The organism is Nonomuraea sp. NPDC051191, assembly GCF_044455665.1.
Taxonomy (GTDB): Bacteria; Actinomycetota; Actinomycetes; order Streptosporangiales; family Streptosporangiaceae; genus Nonomuraea.
The window spans coordinates 32850-50876 of the sequence record NZ_JBITEZ010000018.1 but is presented as its reverse complement, the minus strand read 5'-3'; the positions used below and the strand labels follow the sequence as shown (position 1 = coordinate 50876).

Here is an 18027-nt window from a genome sequence, read left to right as displayed (position 1 = left end):
GGTCACCCCTTGACCGCGCCGGCTCGGCCGGCGCTCCGGAGGAACTGCTTCTGGAACAGCAGGAAGAAGACCAGCGGGAGGATCACCGCGATGAACATGGCGGCGACGAGCGTGCTGGTCTCCGCGGTGGCCGAGATCTTGTAGAGGACGACGGACAGCGGCTGCAGATCGGGCGAGGGCAGCACCAGGAGCGGCCACAGGAACTCCTTCCAGGCCGACACCAGCGTGAGCAGCGAGACGACGGCGATGATCGGCCGCGACATCGGCAGCACGATGCGCCGGAACACCTCGAAGGAGTTGGCCCCGTCGACCTTGGCCGCCTCGAAGACCTCCTTCGGCAGCTCGGCGAAGAAGTTCTTCACCAGCAGCACGTTGAAGGCGTGCGCGGCGGCGGGCAGCCAGACGGCCCAGTAGCTGTCGATCAGGTTGGCCCCGACGCCCGGCACGTCGATCACGGTCAGGTACAGCGACACGAGGGAGACGACGCCCGGGATGAACAGGGTGGCCATCACCGCGGCCGAGACGACCCCGGCGTACCTCGGCCGCAGGATGGCGAGGGAGTAGCCGCCGGTCAGCGCGACCAGCAGGCCGAAGAACCAGTTGCCGGCCGCGATCCAGACCGTGTTGGCCAGGGCCCGGCCGATATCCATGCCGTTCCACGCCCTGACGAGGTTGTCCCACCGGATCCCGCTCGGCCACCAGCCGAACGGGTCGCGCAGGATGTCCTGCGAGGTCGACACCGCCGACTTGGCCAGCCAGAGGATCGGCCCGGCCGCGACGACCGCGAGGCAGGCCAGCACGGCCACGATCAGCCCGGTGAACACCACGCGGGTCGCCGGCCTGCGGCGTTCGCCGCTGGACAGGATGCCACGCTCGTTCATGAACGCTTCCACCCCCTCGTGGCTCGCAGGTACACCGCGGACAGGGCGGTGAGGAAGACGGCGAGCATCAGGCTCAGGGCCGTCGCCTTGCCGAAGTCGCCGGCGACGAAGGCGTACTTGAAGATCAGCATGAGCAGCGTGACCGTGCTGTTGTCCGGCCCGCCGCCGGTCATGACGTAGGGCTCGGTGAACACCTGGAAGGTGCCGATCACCTGGAGGATCAGCATGAGCAGGATGACCGGGCGCAGCTGCGGCAGCGTGATGTGCCACACCCGGCGCAGCACCCCGGCGCCGTCGAGCTCGGCCGCCTCGTAGAGCTCGGGCGGCACCGACATCAGCGCGGCGACGTAGATGATCGTCGTCGTGCCGAAGCCCGCCCACGTCGCCTGCACGACGATGCTCGGCATCGCCGTCTCGGCGCTCTGCAGCCAGGGGAAGGGCCCCAGCCCGGCCCAGCCCGCCACGGTGTTGAGCAGGCCGTGCTCGCTCGGATCGTAGAGCTGCTTCCACAGCAGCACCGCCACGACCGGCGGGATGATGATCGGCACGTAGACGAGCACGCTGGCGATCGTCCTGGTCCGGCGCAGCTCCCCGATGAACACGGCGAGCAGCACCGGCACGGGGAAGCCGACGACCAGGGCCAGCACGGTGAACCACACGGTGTTCCAGGCCGCGGTGGCCAGCAGCGGGTCGGCGAGCACCCTGCTGAAGTTGCGCAGCCCGACCCAGGTCGGGTCGGTGACCAGGTTGGTGCGCTGGAAGCTGAGGACCAGGCTGCGCAGGATCGGCCACCACGAGAACAGCCCGAACACGATGAGCATGGGCGCGGTGAACAGAAGTTTGCCGAGGCCACCGCGCTGGGTCCACCTACTGAGCGGCGGCATCGATCAGCGCCTGCGCGTCCGTCCGGGCCTGGGTGAGCGCCGCCGGGATGTCGGCGTCCTGCTTGGTGAGGACCTGCTGGGTGACGGCGTCGAGAAGCGCGTACGTCTCCTGCGCGGCCACGGGCGGCTCGCCGAGTATGGGCAGCTTGCCCAGGCTGTCGAAGTAGGCCCGGTAGTTGTCCCGCTTGACGTTGACGTAGGCGGAGACCCAGGTCAGGTAGCGGTCGTAGATCTCCGGCGAGAACAGCGGCACCTCGGGCGCGCCCACGGGCAGGCCGCCCGCCTTGGACGTCTCGGCCCATTCGACCGCGGCCCGCTGGTCGAGGAAGCGGTTCAGGTACCGGAACTTCACCCACTCCAGCGCGGCGGCCGCCTCGCTCGGGGCGGCCTTGGGGCTGACGACGGCGATGTCGCCGCCGCCCAGCGTGCCGATGCCGGTGGCCGACTGCGGGAGCGGCGCGATGCCCAGGTCGTCGCCGGGCATGTCGCGGTTGCCGACGAGGTCGCGGTAGAGGTCGGCGCCGAGGACGGTCTGCCCGATCCGGCCGGCGGCGATGGAGTTGCGCATGTCGTCCTGGCTCAGCAGGAAGTTCTTGCCCGCCGCCTGGTCGGTCCACCGGACGTCGTGCAGGAGGGTCAGCGCGTCCTTCACGCCGGCCGCGTCGATCGTGGATGTGACGGTGTCGCCCTCGCGCCGCTGGATGGCGCTGCCGTTGGCGTAGGCCATCGTGGTGAGGATCCAGCCGCCGGAGTTGGTCGTGGTCGCGATCGTGAAGCCGGCCGCGTCGCTCGACCTGCCGATCGCCCTGGCGTTGGCGCGCACCTCGTCCCAGGTCTTCGGCGGGGCGTCGGGGTCGAGGCCCGCCTTCTCGTACAGCGCCCTGTTGTAGATGAAGGCCATCGTGTACGCCGCCGAGACGACGCCGAAGGTGTGGCCTTCCGCGTTCTGCGTCTGCTTGGCGACGGCCGGGTTGAGCTTGGAGAGCACCGCGTCGCCCTTGACGAGGTCGGTGATGTCGCGTACCTGGCCGTTGAGCGCGAGCTGCTGGATGTTGGTGTACGGCACCTGCATCGTGGTGGGCATCGAGCCGCCGGCGACGAGGGCGGCGAACGTCTGCGGGTCGAACTTGGTCTCCTCGCCCACCACGGTGATGTTCGGGTGGAGCTTCTGGAAGGCCGCGACCTGCTTGTTGAACAGGGCGAGATTGTCGGCGTTGTCCTTGGTGGGCATGTTGCCGACGTGGATCGTCACCTTGGCGTCCGGGTCCGCCCCGGCCTCGGGACGTCCGGACGAACAGGCGGTGAGAGCTATGATTCCGGTCATCGCGATACCGGCGAGCCGCCAGTTCTTGTGATGCAGCATGACGAATCCCTCTTTGCGGGCATGGTGGCGATCGAGCTCGGGCGGTGTCGTGACCGCTGGGGGCTCACGCGGGCAGCAGTGGCGTGCCGGCGGATTTCATGGCGATGGTCAACCGGTTGACCATCGCCATGGTCTTGCTGATCCTGGTACTTTGTCAAGAGTCCGGAGAAACGTGGAAGTAACCTGTTGTCACCGGGAGGGAAGGAACTGATGGCGCGCAAGGCCACAACCCTCGCGGACGTCGCCGCTGCCGCCGGGGTCTCGGTGTCGCTGGTGTCGAAGGTGCTCAACAACACCGGACGCGCCTCCGAGGAGACCCGCAGGCGCATCCACGACGCCGTCGAACGCCTCGACTTCCGGCCCAACGCCCTGGCCAAGTCCTTCGCCAGGGGGCGGAGCGAGCTGGTCGGGATCATCATCGAGGACGCCTCGGAGATCTTCAGCAGCATGGTGCTGCGCGGCGCCGAGCGCAGGCTGGCCGCGGCCGGGCTGGCCACGCTCGTGTGCGACGCCGCCGAGAGCGACCAGCGGCGCTCCCAGTTCGTCCGGGCGCTGGAGGCCCGCCACGTCGACGCCGTGCTGGTCATCGGGTCCGGGCCGTCGGGCCTCTACCCGTCCGTCTCCGACCGGCTGTCCTGCCCCGTCGCCTACGCCTTCTGCGAGTCCGACGACCCGGCCGACGTCTCGTTCCTGCCCGACGACCACGGCGCGGGGCGGCTGGCCGCCGAGCACCTGCTGTCACTCGGCAGGACGAGGATCGCGCACATCGGGGAGGGCAGCGAGAGGGGCGCCGAGCTGCGCACACGCGGGTTCGTCGAGACCCTCGCCGCCGCCGGGCACCCGGTCGAGCCGATCTTCGGCGACTGGTCCAAGGCGTGGGGCCTCCAGGCCGTCAACCGGCTGATCGAGGCGGGCACCGACGTCGACGCCATCTTCTGCGCCAACGACTTCATCGCCTACGGCGCCTACGTCGGCCTGCGCGCCCACGGCCTGCGGATCCCCGAGGACGTCGCGCTGGTCGGCCACGACCACTTCTCCATGGACCCGCCGCAGCGCAGGTCGGGGTTCCTGACGACCATCGACCCCAACCTGCCCGCGCTCGGCGACGCGGCGGCGCGACACCTGATCGCGCCCGGCACGGCGGCCGACTTCGCGCCGAAGCTCGTCGTCGGCCGCACGACCGCGGGCGGTCAGGCCGCCCCCGACCTCGCCACCCTCCTGGAGTTCATCGACCAGCTGCTGTGAAGCGCAGGGTGACGAGCTGGAACGGGCGCAGCGTCAGCGACACGGCCCCCGGCTCGAACTCGGCGCCCGCGGGCGGCTCGACGTCGCGTTCGATCAGGTCCACGAAGCGCGCGTCCCCGACGCACTCGACGCGCACGGACGCCCTGGTCCCCTCCGACTCGTACAGGCGGACGATCACGTCGCCGCTGCGGTCCTCGGCGAGCTTGACCGCCTCCACCATCACGGCCGGGTGCGAGACCCGTACCAGCGGCTCGACCTCCCGCGCCCCGCGCACGGCACGCGCCGGCACGTTCGCGCGGTACCCCTCGGCGACGGCCTCGCGGATGCCGGCGTTCGGCCTGATCGAGTAGGCGAGCGTGTGCCTGCCGAGGTCGGATCCGGGATCGGGGAACATCGGCCCGCGCAGCATGGACAGGCCGACCGTCGTGGTCGTGCCGCCGTCCTGGCGGGTGTGCCGCACCACGTCGTGGCCGTACGTCGACTCGTTGGCGATGGCCACGCCGTACCCGGGCTCGCCGACGTGGATCCAGCGGTGCGCGCACACCTCGAAGCGGGCGGCGTCCCAGGAGGTGTTGGTGTGCGTGGGCCGGTACACGTGGCCGAACTGGGTCTCGGCGGCGAACCTGTCGGCGTGCACGTCCAGCGGGAAGACGAGCTTGAGCAGCGCGTGGCGCTCGTGCCAGTCGACCTCGCAGGCCAGGTCGAGCGCGGCCGATCCGGGGCGCAGCCGCAGCGTCTGCCTGATCGTCGAGTCGCCGAAGCGGCGGGTGACGACGACCTCCCCGTCGCCGGTCTCCAGGCTCTCGACCTCGTCGACGTCGCGGGAGACGCGGCGGTAGTGCTCGTCGATGTCCCAGGCGTCCCACTCGTTGGGGATGTCGCGGTGCAGCACCAGCCGGTGGCCCGCCGCTCCCGGCGCGATCGCCTCGCGGCCGGTCGCGGCGTCGCGCAGCGACACCAGGTGGCCCCGGCGGTCGATCACGGCCCGGACGAGCCCGTTGTCGAGCACGAATCCGGCGTCCTCCTCGGTGAGGGAGACGTCCGCCGGGTGCGCGGCGGGCTCCCGGATGCCGAGCCCGTCCGTGGCGAGCTCCAGGTCGCCTTCGCCGACGAGGGTGCGTACGCTCTCGTCGATGACGCGGCCCAGGCTCTCCCGCAGGCGGGCGTCGTTCTGCTCGACCTCGTCGTGCACCCAGGCGATCGAGGTGCCGGGCAGCACGTCGTGGAACTGCTGCAGCAGCACGGTGTGCCAGCTGCCGGTCAGCTCGTCGTAGGGGTAGGCGGCCCCCTCGCGGACGGCGGCGGTCGCGGCCCACAGCTCGGCCTCGCGCAGCAGGTGCTCGTTGCGGCGGTTGCCCTGCTTGGTCAGGTGCTGGCTGGTCAGGGTCCCGCGGTGCAGTTCGAGGTAGAGCTCGCCCGACCACACCGGCGGGCTCTCGTACTCGGCCTCGGCGCGTTCGAAGAAGGCCTGGGGCGAGTCGATCGTCACCACCGGCGAGCCTTCCAGTGACCCGAGCCGCTCGGCGGCGGCGAGCATCTCGCGGGTCGGGCCGCCGCCGCCGTCACCCCAGCCGAACGGCACGAGCGAGGTTCCGGCTACGCCCTTCTCCTTGTAGCTGCGCGCGGCGTGGGCGAGCTCGGCGCCGGACAGCTCGGAGATGTAGGTGTCGGCGGGCGGGAAGTGGGTGAAGATCCGGGTGCCGTCGATGCCCTCCCACAGGAAGGTGCTGTGCGGGATCTGGTTGACCTGGTTCCAGGAGATCTTCTGGGTGAGGAACCAGCGGCTGCCGGAGGCGGCGATGATCTGCGGCAGCGCGGCCGAGTAGCCGAAGGTGTCCGGCACCCACGCCTCCAGCGTGTCCACGCCGAACTCCTTCAGGAAGAACTGCTTGCCGTACAGGAACTGGCGGGCCAGCGACTCGCCGCCGGGCATGTTGATGTCGGGTTCGACCCACATGCCGCCGACCGGGATGAACTGCCCGGCGGCCACCTTCTTCCTGATGCGCTCGAACAGCGCTGGATAATACTGCTTCACCCAGGCCAGCTGCTGGGCGGAGGAGCAGGCGAAGCGGTACTCGGGGTGCTCGTCCATGAGCGTCACCGCGCTGGCGAACGTGCGCGCGCACTTGCGGATCGTCTCGCGCACCGGCCACAGCCAGGCCGAGTCGATGTGGGCGTGCCCGACGGCGACGATCCGGTGGCTGCTGGCCGCGGCCGGGCTGGCCAGCACCCCGGCCAGCGCCGCGCGTCCGGCCGCCGCGGTCGCCGAGACGGCGGCGGGGTCGACGGCGTCGAGCATCCGCTCCAGCGCCCGCAGGATCTCCCAGCGGCGCGCCGAGTCCGGGCTCAGCTCGCGCATCAGCCCGTCCAGCGTCCAGATGTCCTGCGCCAGCTCCCACACCCCGACGTCCAGCAGCGCCACGTCGAACGCCCTGGCCGTGTAGAGCGGCCCGCTGCCCGCCGTCGCCCGGTCGCCCAGCGGCGTCGGCTCGTAGGTGTTCTCGCCGGCGAGCTCCGGGTTCGCCGCCGCCTCCACGTACAGGTCGATGGACGGCCGGGCCGGGTCCCACGGCAGGTGGGAGCTGCGCGGCGCCACGGCCTTGATGAGCGTGCCGTCGGGCAGGTACGCGAGCCCCTCGGCCTGGAACCCGGGACGCGGCCCGGAGAAGCCCAGGTCGACGACGAGCTCCAGCCGGGTGCCCGGGGGAATCTCCTCCGGCACGCGGCCGGTCACGTGGAACCAGGTCGTGCCCCATGGGTCGCCCCAGGGGTGCGGCAGCGTGACCGGCTGGTAGCCGGCCGCGAACGCCACCGGTGCGGGCACCGGCTCGCCCGGCACGTTCCACGCCTCGACGGCGAGGGGCCGCCGTTCCCGGTAGAGGGCGCCGGGCAGGAACTGCTGGACGAAACGCTCCAGCCGTCCCTCGACGATCAAACGGTTGTCATGCACGATGCACTCTCTCCAAAGTCAGGTTTCGAAGACCCGCACGGCGACGATCATGGTTCGTTCGTCGCCGTTGGTCGCCGTGACGACGACCCGCAGGGCGCCCGCCCGCGTGGCGGGGTCAAGCACGTGGACCCGGCGCCGCATCCGGTTGCCGGTGACGGACAAGGCCGTCTCCCGGCCGCCCGTGCGCTCCACCTCGATCCGGTAGTCCTTCACCAGCTCCGGCGGCACGAGGTACGACGTACGGTGGTGATGCAGGTTGATCAGGTCCTCGTCGACGTCGTCGTTGAAGATCAGCTCCACCCGGCCGATCGTCCGCTCCTCGCTCCAGCGCAGCTCGACGTGCTGCTCGCCGCCGCCTTCGGAGACCCACAGGTTCGGCCCGTCGTACGGCCTGGCCGGCCCGCCCGCGACCTGCTCGGGCCGGTAGGCGGCGGTCGCGGGTTCGACCTCGAACCGCGGCGTGCGCCTGCGCAGCTCGAGGGCCGACCACGCGTTGCTCTGCGGCTTGCCGGTGTCGAGCGCCGGTTCCCTGCTGAGCAGCCCGAGGACGCCGTACGGCGGGCGGCCCGCGCCGGCCAGGACGGCGAGGTCGGCGTTCCGCCGGACGACCACGACCACCTCGCCCCCGCCGGGGGGCACGTCGTCGAAGCGGGCCTCCAGCAGGCCGCGCCCGGCCTCGACCGGGACCTCGCGCCGGGCGAGCGGTTCCACGGGGATGTGGTTCAGCCCGCCGCCCGTGCCCCACAGCTCGACCGTCGCGGTGGTGGCGCGGGCGGCGTCGACGCCGATCCGCACGACGTCGATCCGCGGGTCGGCGGGCAGCAGCAGCCCGAAGTCGGCCTCGCCGATCGGGAACGGTTCCGGCTCGCCGTCTGCGCCGCCCGCCAGGCGGGTGAGCGTGGACGACGCCGTCACCACGGCCTTGAGCGCCAGGTCGGACGGGTCCTGCCAGGGCACGCCCAGCAGGGAGGCGTCCTGCCGCAGGAGCATCGACTGCAGCTCGTCCATGTGCGAGGCGGTGATCTCGCGCGGCGTCACGCCCCTACGTACGGCGAGCGCGGCCCCCGCGCCCGCGGCCTCTCCCACGACGGCGCAGGTGGCCATCACCCGGGTGCTGCCGAAGGCGACGTGGCTGGCGGAGATGTCGCGGCCGGCCAGCAGCAGGTTGCGCACGTTGGCGGAGTACAGGCAGCGGAACGGGATGTCGTACAGGCCGGGGCCGAACAGGTGCTTGGAGGGGCTGTCGTCGGCGTAGATACCGCCGGGCGGGTGCAGGTCGATGGACCAGCCGCCGAAGCCGACCGCGTCGGGGAAGCGGGTCTGGCCGGTGATGTCCTGCTGGGTCAGGACGTGGTCGCCGAGGAAGCGGCGGTACTCGCGCTTGCCCGGCAGGCTGCCCACCCACTCCAGCGTCAGGTTGTCGGCCTCGAAGCGGCCGGAGTTCTTGATGTGGTCCCAGATGCCGAAGACGATGCCCCACAGCTCGTCCCGGATGCGCTCGTTGTCGGCGACCGCGTCGAGCTCGCCGCCCCACTCGATCCACCAGTAGTCGCAGCCGTTCATGCCGGGGTCGATGTGGCGGCGCAGCGGCAGGTCGAACGCCTCGATGTCCTTGGTGATGCCCGGCGGGACGAAACGGACCGGGTGGCCGGTGTCCTTGGTGTAGAAGAGGATCGTGCTGCCGAGCATGTCGTCGTCGGCCACCTCGGGGGCCCACTCCTCGCCGTACGCGCCGCGGTCCTCCCTGCCGGTGGCGAACCTGGCGCCGGCGAGCAGGCCCACCAGGCCGTCGCCGGTGCAGTCGAGGAAGATCGGCGACTCGAACGTGATCAGCTTCTCGGAGCCGGACTGCCAGCCGGTGACCGAGCGGATCACCCGGTCATGCTCTTCGCCGTCGGCCTCGACCTCGCGGACCTCGGTGTTGAGGAAGAGGGTGATGTTCGGCTCGGCGCGTACCAGGTCGAGGACGACGTGGTCCCAAAGGATCGGGTTGCCCTCCGGGTTGCGCCACTGGTTCTCCGCGAACAACTCGCCCATCAGGCCGGTCTCGCGGGCGAACTTCTGCGCGCCGTGCGCGGTGGCGCCCACCACCCACACCCGGATCTCGCTGCTGGAGTTGCCGCCCAGCACTCCCCTGTTGTTGATCAGGGCCACCTTCGCGCCGTTGCGCGCGGCGCTCACCGCGGCCGTGACTCCGGCCAGGCCGCCGCCGACCACGGTGACATCGGCGGCGTGTGCGAGCTGCATCATGGATGCCGACTTTCTGGGGTCGAATCAAGCAAAGCGGATCTACAATATTTCCGACGTCTTGAATAAGTCAACGACGGGTTGGCTAAGGTAGGCGCAGAGCGCGACGACAGCGAGGGGAACGGGGATCAGTGGCAGCAGCCAGGCGGGAGTCGACCACGGTCGGGAAGGCAGCCAGGCGCGAGGGCGGGCCGCCCGGCCGCTCCTCCGGGCTCCGGCGCGGCTCCAACCTCGAACACGTCGCGGACTTCAACGACTCCGTCGTCCTCGACGCGATCAGGCGCGCGCGGACCGGGAGCTCGCGGGCGGAGCTGGTCGTCGAGACGGGCCTCGCCGCGCAGACCGTGTCGGACGTCTGCCAGCGGCTGCTCGACCAGGGGCTCATCGCGGAGACCGGCACGTCCACGACCGGGTTCGGCCGGCCCCGCCGCACCCTTGAGCTGGTGCCCGCCAGCCGCTACGCGCTCGGCGTGCACATCGACCCGGCCACGATCACGTACGTGCTGCTCGACCTCGGCGGCAACCTCGTGGCCCACTTCAGCAGGCAGACCTCCAGCCCCCAGGACGCCGACGCCATCATGACCGGCATGGCCTCGGCCCTCGACGTCCTGCTCGCCGGATCCGGCGTCGAGCGCGAGCGGGTGCTCGGCCTCGGCATCGCGGCGCCCGGCCCCCTGGACATCGCGGGCGGGGCCATGGTCGACCCGCCCCACCTGCCCGGCTGGCACCGCGTCGAGCTCGTCGACCGGCTGCACCGGGCCACCGGGCTGCCCATCGTGCTCGACAAGGACGTCACCGCAGCCGCGGTGGCCGAACGCTGGGCCGGCGGCGCGACGGGCAACAGCGACTTCGCCTTCCTCTACCTGGGCACCGGCGTCGGGGTGGGGCTGGTCAGCGGCGACATCGTCGTACGCGGCCGGTCCAGCAACGCCGGCGACATCGGACACCTGATCGTCGACGCCGACGGGCCGCCCTGCGAGTGCGGGCAGCGCGGCTGCCTGGGCACCGCCTGCTCGCCGCTGTTCCTCATCCAGGAGGCCGTCGCGGCGGGCGTCCTGCCCGCCACGCCGGAGGACGGGCAGCTCGTCCAGGCGGTCAGGCGGCTCGGCGCGCTGTGCCGGGCGGCCGACGACGGCGACGCGCGGGCCGTGGAGATCCTGCGCCGGTCCGGGCGGCGGCTCGCCCGCGCGATCCTCACCATCGGCAACCTGCTCGACACCGAGCTCGTGGTGTGCGGCGGGCCCGCCTGGGCTCCGGCCGCACACCACTACCTGCCGCTGCTCCGGTCGGCGGTGGCCGAGCGGTTCGTGATGCGCGAGATCCACGACCTCGGCGTCGTGGGCACCGCGCTGGGCGCCGACGTGGCCGCGATCGGCGCCGCCTGCCTGATCCTCGACGAACGCTTCTCGGCCCGCCCGTAGCCCCTACCGCGGGAGCAGGCGGGCGACGAAGCCGCCGCCCGGGGGCATGGCGGGCACCTGGAACGCCTCGCCCGCCGCGACGTCGGAGACCGCCACCGCGTCGCGGTCCGCGCCGTCGCCGACCAGGCGCCAGGTGCCGCTCAGCGGCCCGAGGCGCCCGAGGCCGAGGGTGGCCGCCGGCCGCGCGACCGGGCCGTTGACGCCCGCCAGCCACCAGGTCCCTCCCGTACGGCGGGCCAGCACGACATGGTCGCCCGGCTCCCCCGCCAGCCCGACCGTGTCGTCCCAGGCGGCCGGCACGGCCCGCAGCACCTCGCGCACCTCCGCCGGCTGCGCCCGGTAGGACTCGGGCGAGTCCGCGAAGTGCAGCAGCCCCGACTCGTAGACCACCGCGAGCGCCAGCTCGTGGGCCGCCGTGGTCCTGCGGGGCCTCAGCGCGTCGCCGAAGGTGACCGGCGTGTAGTCCATCGGGCCGATCACGTTGCGGGTGAACGGGAGCACGGTGTTGTGCCACACGGCCTCCTCCGCGAACGTCGGCCCGAACAGGTACCACTCGGCCCCGCGTACGGCCTCCATCGTCATCAGGTGCGGCCACGTCCGCTCCCAGCCGCGCGGGACGGTGCTGCCATGGAAGTTGACCATCAGCCTGGCCTCGGCCGCGTCCCGCAGGATGCCGAGGTAGTGCGCGATCCCGGCCTGCTTGTCGGAGTGGAAGAAGTCGACCTTGATCCCGGCGATCCCCCAGTCCGCGATCCTGGCCAGTTCCGCCCGCCGCGCCTCGGCCAGGTGCATGAGGTCGCGCGGCCCCTCGGTCGAGTCGTTGTTCGGCCCGGCGGAGTTGTACCAGAGGAACAGGCGCACGTCCCGTTCTGCGGCGTAGCGGACCAGGTCGCGGATCTCCTGCTCCGCGTGGACCGTCCAGTTCGCGTCGACGAGCGAGTACTCCCAGCCCATCTCGCCCGCGAGGTCCACGAAGCGCCGCAGCGCGGCCAGGTCGCGCGGGCTGCCGTTCTCCGACCACCAGCTCCACGAGACGCGTCCCGGCCTGATCCACGAGGTGTCGGTGATCGTGGAGGTCTCGGCCAGGTGCCACACGGTCGTGGACTCGACCAGCTCGGCCGCGGTGTCCGCGATCGCGACGAACCGCCACGGGAGCGTCCACGGCAGCGCCGACGTGGCCAGGACGTCGCCGTGCCCGAGGCCCTCGTCCGGGTCGGGGCCCAGCACGCCGTACTCCCGGTCGGCCGGGACGGGGGCCAGCCGGGTGCCGTGGAAGGTCTCGTCGAGCCCGGCCTCGGAGACGAGCAGCCACTGCCCGTTCACCTCGAACGTGGCCGGCAGGTCGTACGAGCGCGCGCCGGTCGGGGTGCCGATGGGCACGCCGTTGGTGTAGAGGTTCTCGTGGGCGGGTCCGCCGCCGTCGGAGGGCGAGGTCGGCTGCGCCCAGGCCCGCCCTTCCGCCGCGAACGCGAAGGTCGTCAGCTCCCTGGTGACCGTGGCCGTGCCGGAGCCCTCGGGGAAGCGGTAGCGGAACGCGACGGCGTCGTCCAGGACGCGGAGGTCGAGATCGAGACGCGCGCCGTTGCGTCCACGCAGCGACAGCGTGGCCGCCGTGAACCGCTCGCGCAGCACGGCGCGCTTGCCGTGCGCCGCGGTGTGACCGTCGTCCCGCACCTCGGCCACGGGTTCGGCGACCGGCGTGAGCCCGTCGTGGAACGACGCGTCCTGCCGCTCGACGCCGAGCCTGGAGCGCCGGAGGAGTACGACGCCGCGCCGCCGCACGTCGTAGAAGAGCCGGCCCCGGTCGTCCAGTGAGACGTCGAGCTCGACCGCGCCCTCGGGCGACTTCACGGTCCACAACACGTTGGGTTTCCTTTAGTCCGCTGGTTGGAATAAAAACGGCATTTACCGGAGCGTCAGGAGGCGCGGCGTCAGCGGGGCCAGCTCCGTCCTCGACCGGTCGAGTCGTTCCCCGGTGAGCAGGTCCTGGAGTTCGAGCGGCCCGCGGCCGTGGAGCCTGATCGTCACCACTTCCGTGCGCTTGCCGTAGTTCGTCACGCCGACCAGCCAGCGCCTGCCGTCGTGCACCGGCCGCCACTCGACGTCCGCGGGCGTGCCGCCGGACGTACGCTCCAGCGTCACCACGTCGAGCCGGCTCCGCCGCGCCAGGCCGAGCGCGGCGGCCCCGAGGCCGGCCGGGCCGTCGGCCGGCAGGACGGTCGCCTTCCTGAGCACCTGCGCGCGCTCACCGGCCGGAAGGGCCTGGTTCCGCTCGTCGCGCGTCAGGGCGTCGGCGCCCGCGACGACGAGCCGGGCCTTGCCGGCCAGGTCCCGCAGCCCCCGCAGGCAGGCGAACGGCAGATGCGTCACCCCGGGTGCGATCACCATCTTCACCCCTTCGGTGGCCTGCCGCCCGGACAGGCCGGACTCGGTGACGAAGTGCACGGGGACGCCGTTCATCGTCAGGGCCTTGTACACCTCGCGCACCGCGGCCAGGTGCCGCGCGGAGTACACCGACGAGGTGCGCGAGTACAGGATGCCGACACCGGCCCCGGCGCCCTGCAGCAGGGCCACCTCGGCGGCGAACCGGTTCAGGTCCAGGCTGGTCCGGCCGGCCGCGGCGATCACGTCCGGCCGGTGCAGCATGCTGCCCGCCAGCGTGGACGCCGCCTCGGTGGTCCGCGCCCACACCCAGAAGGCGGTGGCGGAACGGCCGTGCAGGGCGCCCTGCCACAGGTCCGCCGCGACGTGGGCCGCCTCCACCTTCGAGTACGACGTGCTGCGGTCGGGGATCACGTGGTCCTCGGAGTCGAACACCGGGGTCCGCGTGATGCCGGCCTGGAGGTCGTAGAACGCGAACTTGCCCAGGAAGCCGTCGACGCCCTGTCCCGGGTAGTTCGACGCGTCGTTGCCCGAGAGCTGGGAGAAGGTGGCCCACTGCTCGGGATCGGGGCCCCACAGCAGGTAGTTGCGGTCCTTCAGGGTGCTGCCCACCATCTTGGAGTGCACCGGGACGTCCGGGGCGAGGTCGTGGACCACCTCGGCCATCCACGCGTGCCACGAGGCGAACGCCCTGGTGTTGAAGGTGATCCAGTCGTGGCAGGGCACGGTCGGCTCGACCGCCCGCACGCCGGGGACGGGCACCTCGTCGAAGGTCCGGTGCGCGGTGCCGTACACCTTGTTGAGCGCGGCGATGTCGCGGTACTCCGCGGTGAGGAAGCGCGCCCAGCCGCGCCTGGTCGACGGGCTCGCCGTGTCGACGTAGCGGGGCTCGTTGCTGAGGATCAGGCTGTGCAGCGCGGGCGACTTCGCGATCCTGGGGATGATCGCACGCAGGAACGCCTCGATCACCTCCCGTGCCAGCGGGTGGTGGACGTCGTACCCCTCGGCCAGCTTGAGGTCGGGGTGCCTGGCCGTCAGGAAGGCCGGGAAGTACTGCGGCGCCAGCAGCAGGCTCAGGGCGACGTCCGCCTCGGCCGCCGCCGCGAGCCAGCGCACCGGGCCCCGGTCGATCTCGTACGGCGACACCGCGTACTCGCCGCTCGCCGCGACCGTCACGGCTTCGTCGAACCCGCCGTTGCCCGCGATGTTCTCCGGCCCCGTCCCGTCGGCGCGCGTGATGGTCAGGTCGTCGATCCACAGCGCCCCGACCTGGCCCTCGCAGATGATCGAGAAGCGGTAGGACGACACGTTGCCGGGGGTGAGGGTGAACTCGACCGGCTGCCAGTCGTAGGAGCCCTCCGGCGGGTAGTAGCGGGTGGTCCAGGTGGCGGTGGGGATCGACACCGCGCGAAGGGTGACGTCCTGCCCCTTGATCCACGCGCGGACCCGGTAGGCGGCCCCCGGCTCCACGGTCAGCAGCTGGGAGAACTGGCGGTAGTTGTTCGGCCTCCTCGGACCGGCGAACGACACGCGCAGGGACGCGGCGGAGCCGTGCGAGACCGACGCGTCGCGGGCGAAGGTCACCGCCGCGTCGCCGACGCCCGTCGTGCCCCAGCCCGGGATCGCGTCCGGCGGGACGATCGCGCTCTGCGGCCCCATCTCCAGGGCGCAGGCGTTGAAGCCCAGATCGGCCAGCCTGGGGATGTCGGCGACCACCTCGGCCCATCCCATCGGGCCGCTGAACACGACCGGGCGGCCCTTCCTGGTCGTCGTGCCGTCGGAGACCGTGCCGGTGAACATCCAGTCCTCGCGGCCGATCGGCCCGGTGACGTAGCGCGGCACCCGCGTCCCCTCCGCCTTCCCGGCGGCCAGGGCGCGCAGGCGGGTGAGGAGGTGGTCGGCCATCACCGTCATGGTGACCGTGTTGTAGGTGGCGCGCCACCTTTGACCTGCCGTGACGTCGTCGCGGGTGTAGCCGGTGAACTTCTCCAAGGTGGTCGCGTCGACGCGTTCGTAGTGGGTGGGGATCCCCCGGTCCGCGCACTGCGCCAGCAGGTCCCCGGCCGTCCTGACGGAGGCGGCGATCTCGGCGAGGTCCCGCGCGATCGCCTCCGCCGACATCGTCACCCGGCCGGTCGCCGCCAGATCGGTGGTGGCGCCGCCGGTCAGGTCCTTCACCGAGGCGGTGATCGCGAGCTCGCCCGCGGTCGTCGCGGTGATGGGGATCGTGAGCCGCAGGGTGGTGCGAGCCGGGATCGTCGCGGGCGTCGCGGCGCCGTCCGGGCCGGTCACCTCGACGCGGCGGTCGGCGTCGTCCCAGTTCAGGACGAAGATCGACGCCTCGATCGTGGACCCCGCCTCGACCTCGTCCTCGTCGAGGGTGATCCACGCCTGGCACGCGCCCGACTCGGGCAGGGCCGCCAGCCGGACGAACTCCTGCGCGGACTTGCCGGTGGCGATGCCGGGACGCCACTGGATCCAGCCCCGCCGGTTCGCGCCGTCGTTGTCGTTGACGATCGCGTTGAACAGCACCGAGCCGCCCGGAGCCGGAGCGTCGACGCCGGTCGAGGCCCACGGGAACGCCGCCAGGTAGTGCGTCTTCGTCCCCTCTCGCCGGGCGGTCAGGGTGACGTCGCCGACCGGCGAGGTGACCGGGCCGTCGCTGAACCGGTAGACCTCGGGGCCGCCGTCGAGCAGCGCGAGGCCGTACTCCGGGCCGTATCCGCCGCCGCTGTCGCCGAAGGCGATCTGGAGCCCGTCGCCCTGCCACTGGTTGGTGCCGCCGATCGGGTGGTGGACGTCGTCGGTCACCGTCGCGGCGACGTACAGCCGTTCGGCGTCGTAGCCGAGCACGAGGTCGGCCGACAGGTCGTCCGCGCCGGCCCAGCCCGTGACGGACACCTGGCCGTCGCGGCTCGGCAGGTGGGCGCCGAACGCGCCGCCGAGGTCCCCCGCCGCGGCGAGTCTCACGAGCGGGAGGTGCGCGCCCCGTCCGAGCAGCGCCGTCAGCTGTTCGCGGGTCAGCAGGGCGGAGCGCGGATCGGCGGCCGCCCACTGGGCGGTGACGGCGGGGAGCACGGCGGCGGTGGCGGAGACGCCGACGCCGCGCAGGAAGGTACGGCGGGAGATTGTCACGAGGAGACCTCTAGATAGCAGGTGCGGATGCTGGAAGCGGCGTTGTGGGAGGCGGCGGCCGACCCCGGCGCGTCGGCCAGCGGGACGGTGACCGTGCCGCCGGTGAGGGCCAGCGGCATGCGCTGACCGGTCAGGTCCACGCGGGCCGCGACGGCCGTGGGCGGCGGCGACGCCAGGGTGAAGGTCACGTGCGTGCCCGCCCAGCCTGCCGGGGTGTGGACGGCGATGACGATCTTGCTGCCGCCGACCAGGAACCCTTCGACGGAACCGGAGGCCCAGTCCCGGGCCGTCGTCAGCCCGGCGTCGTTGGTGTGGGTGTCGTAGGTCTCGGGCACCACGCCGTCGAAGAGGTCGGCGACGATGCCGAGGCAGACGCCGTGGGAGGTCGGCGTCCCGTCGGCTTTGCGCAGGTAGCGGCCGGCGTCGGCCGCGGACGCCGAGGCGGGCGCCTGCCAGGCGTACCAGAGCAGCTTGAAGCCGTCCGGCCGCTGCGCGAGGCCGCGGGTGATCGCCCAGTGCAGCAGTCCCGGGTACACCAGGGCGGCCGCTGCCGGGCTGGTCGAGTAGCCGATCTCGGTCTGCCAGATCGGCAGCGACGTCCCCAGCGCGGCGACGCACGCGACCCGCAGCGACTCCAGGTCGGACGGCTTGTAGTAGTGCACGTCGAGCACGTCGATGCTGGACCAGGCGCCTGTCTCGGTCAGCAGGGCGGTGAAGCGGGCGATCGCCGCCACCGAGGGCCAGCCGCCGTAGACGACCTTGCCGCCGTGGCCGCGGATCACCGTGGACGCGGGCTTGTGGATCTGGTCGACGTACTCGTACGGGCTGCCGTACCAGAACCCCGCCGACCAGTACGCCTCGTTCCACACCTGGAAGTACTCGACCCCGTACGTGCCGCGCAGGATCCCCACGACGTGGTCGACGAACGCGCTCCACCTCGCCGGGTCCGCCGGCGGCGTCCTGTCCTTGGGCAGGACGACGACCTCGTCCTGGAGGACTTCACCGGTGCTGATCCGGGTCCGGGTCACCCGGCGCTGCCAGCCCGAGCCGACGGCGGCCTGGGCGGCGCCGACCTCGTACCGCACGTCCCAGTGTGTCCAGCCGTACGCGGTCGTCCGGGCGGCCCACGGGGCGGAGTAGGCCAGCACCGGGAGCAGGGTCACGCCGTTGGCCGCGGCGGCGGCGAACCGGGCGCCGAAGGCGTGGACGGCGCTGTCGTCGTACGTCCCCTGGGTGGGTTCGACGGCGGCCCAGAGGACGTCGGCGCGATCCCATGACATGCCCGCCAGGGCGCCGATCCCGGGACCGGCGGTGCCGGCGTGGTTGGTCCCGAGCAGCGCCCCCAGCGGCACGGGGGTCACGGCGGCGTTCGCCGGCCCGGGGAGCCCGAGTACGGCGGCGGCCGCGCCGAGACCCGCGCCCGCGAGGACGGCACGGCGGGAGAGGGCACGAGGAACGTCGGGCGGATCGGCTGCGGTCACGGGTTCTCCTTCGCGAACGGCGACTAAATCCATCCCCC

Annotated in this window: 10 protein-coding genes; 2 read left to right on the top strand and 8 right to left on the bottom strand. The window is 72.2% G+C overall.

The window, feature by feature from the left end; genetic code table 11:
* Positions 1-2: 2 nt before the first annotated feature.
* The 3 genes from ACIA8R_RS41885 to ACIA8R_RS41875 are packed head-to-tail and all read right to left on the bottom strand — an operon-like array spanning position 3 to position 3128.
* The gene (locus ACIA8R_RS41885; RefSeq protein ID WP_357701414.1) at positions 3-881 is read right to left on the bottom strand and encodes a carbohydrate ABC transporter permease; all 879 of its coding nucleotides are present in this window, start codon (positions 879-881) and stop codon (positions 3-5) included.
* Positions 878-1765 carry a sugar ABC transporter permease gene (locus ACIA8R_RS41880; protein ID WP_357701412.1) on the bottom strand — a complete coding sequence of 296 codons (888 nt, stop codon included), beginning with the start codon at positions 1763-1765 and terminating at the stop codon, positions 878-880. Before ACIA8R_RS41880 ends, ACIA8R_RS41885 begins: the two co-directional genes overlap by 4 nt.
* Entirely contained in the window at positions 1749-3128 is a 1380-nt protein-coding gene (locus ACIA8R_RS41875) for an ABC transporter substrate-binding protein (protein WP_397043110.1), read from the bottom strand. The genes ACIA8R_RS41880 and ACIA8R_RS41875 overlap by 17 nt, the downstream gene beginning before the upstream one ends.
* A 210-nt stretch (positions 3129-3338) precedes the next feature.
* Between ACIA8R_RS41875 and ACIA8R_RS41870 the strand changes: the two genes are divergently transcribed.
* On the top strand, positions 3339-4373 hold the full coding sequence (locus ACIA8R_RS41870) for a LacI family DNA-binding transcriptional regulator (RefSeq protein WP_357701408.1): 1035 nt from the start codon (positions 3339-3341) through the stop codon (positions 4371-4373).
* Here ACIA8R_RS41870 and ACIA8R_RS41865 read toward each other — a convergent pair.
* Together ACIA8R_RS41865 and ACIA8R_RS41860 are read right to left on the bottom strand one after the other, a co-directional pair.
* Positions 4354-7323 (bottom strand): glycoside hydrolase family 38 C-terminal domain-containing protein, encoded by a 2970-nt coding sequence (locus ACIA8R_RS41865; protein WP_364095046.1) that lies wholly within the window; start codon positions 7321-7323, stop codon positions 4354-4356. The genes ACIA8R_RS41870 and ACIA8R_RS41865 overlap by 20 nt on opposite strands.
* A gap of 18 nt (positions 7324-7341) precedes the next feature.
* Positions 7342-9573, bottom strand: a complete 2232-nt coding sequence (locus ACIA8R_RS41860) for an FAD-dependent oxidoreductase (RefSeq protein WP_397043108.1) — start codon at positions 9571-9573, stop codon at positions 7342-7344.
* Between the two features lie 128 nt (positions 9574-9701).
* Between ACIA8R_RS41860 and ACIA8R_RS41855 the strand changes: the two genes are divergently transcribed.
* Positions 9702-10991: an ROK family transcriptional regulator gene (locus ACIA8R_RS41855; protein ID WP_364095052.1), complete on the top strand. Its 1290-nt coding sequence runs from the start codon at positions 9702-9704 to the stop codon at positions 10989-10991.
* A gap of 3 nt (positions 10992-10994) precedes the next feature.
* On the opposite strand, the gene ACIA8R_RS41850 is transcribed toward ACIA8R_RS41855, so the two are convergent.
* From ACIA8R_RS41850 to ACIA8R_RS41840, 3 genes are read right to left on the bottom strand one after another with little or no spacing between them, the layout of a single operon-like run.
* Positions 10995-12854 (bottom strand): glycoside hydrolase family 97 catalytic domain-containing protein, encoded by a 1860-nt coding sequence (locus tag ACIA8R_RS41850; protein WP_397043106.1) that lies wholly within the window; start codon positions 12852-12854, stop codon positions 10995-10997.
* A gap of 42 nt (positions 12855-12896) precedes the next feature.
* Positions 12897-16508, bottom strand: coding sequence for a beta-galactosidase (locus ACIA8R_RS41845; RefSeq protein WP_397043104.1), 3612 nt, complete (start codon positions 16506-16508; stop codon positions 12897-12899).
* Complete coding sequence (locus ACIA8R_RS41840; RefSeq protein WP_397043102.1) at positions 16505-17989, bottom strand: twin-arginine translocation signal domain-containing protein; 1485 nt, start codon at positions 17987-17989, stop codon at positions 16505-16507. The genes ACIA8R_RS41845 and ACIA8R_RS41840 overlap by 4 nt, the downstream gene beginning before the upstream one ends.
* Between the last annotated feature and the right edge of the window lie 38 nt (positions 17990-18027).

Excerpts from the sequence above, each read along its gene's own strand:
- ACIA8R_RS41860 (WP_397043108.1), bottom strand. The coding sequence starts at position 9,573 with ATGATGCAGCTCGCACACGCCGCCGATGTCACCGTGGTCGGCGGCGGC.
- ACIA8R_RS41885 (WP_357701414.1), bottom strand. The coding sequence starts at position 881 with ATGAACGAGCGTGGCATCCTGTCCAGCGGCGAACGCCGCAGGCCGGCG.
- ACIA8R_RS41870 (WP_357701408.1), top strand. The coding sequence starts at position 3,339 with ATGGCGCGCAAGGCCACAACCCTCGCGGACGTCGCCGCTGCCGCCGGG.
- ACIA8R_RS41880 (WP_357701412.1), bottom strand. The coding sequence starts at position 1,765 with ATGCCGCCGCTCAGTAGGTGGACCCAGCGCGGTGGCCTCGGCAAACTT.
- ACIA8R_RS41875 (WP_397043110.1), bottom strand. The coding sequence starts at position 3,128 with ATGCTGCATCACAAGAACTGGCGGCTCGCCGGTATCGCGATGACCGGA.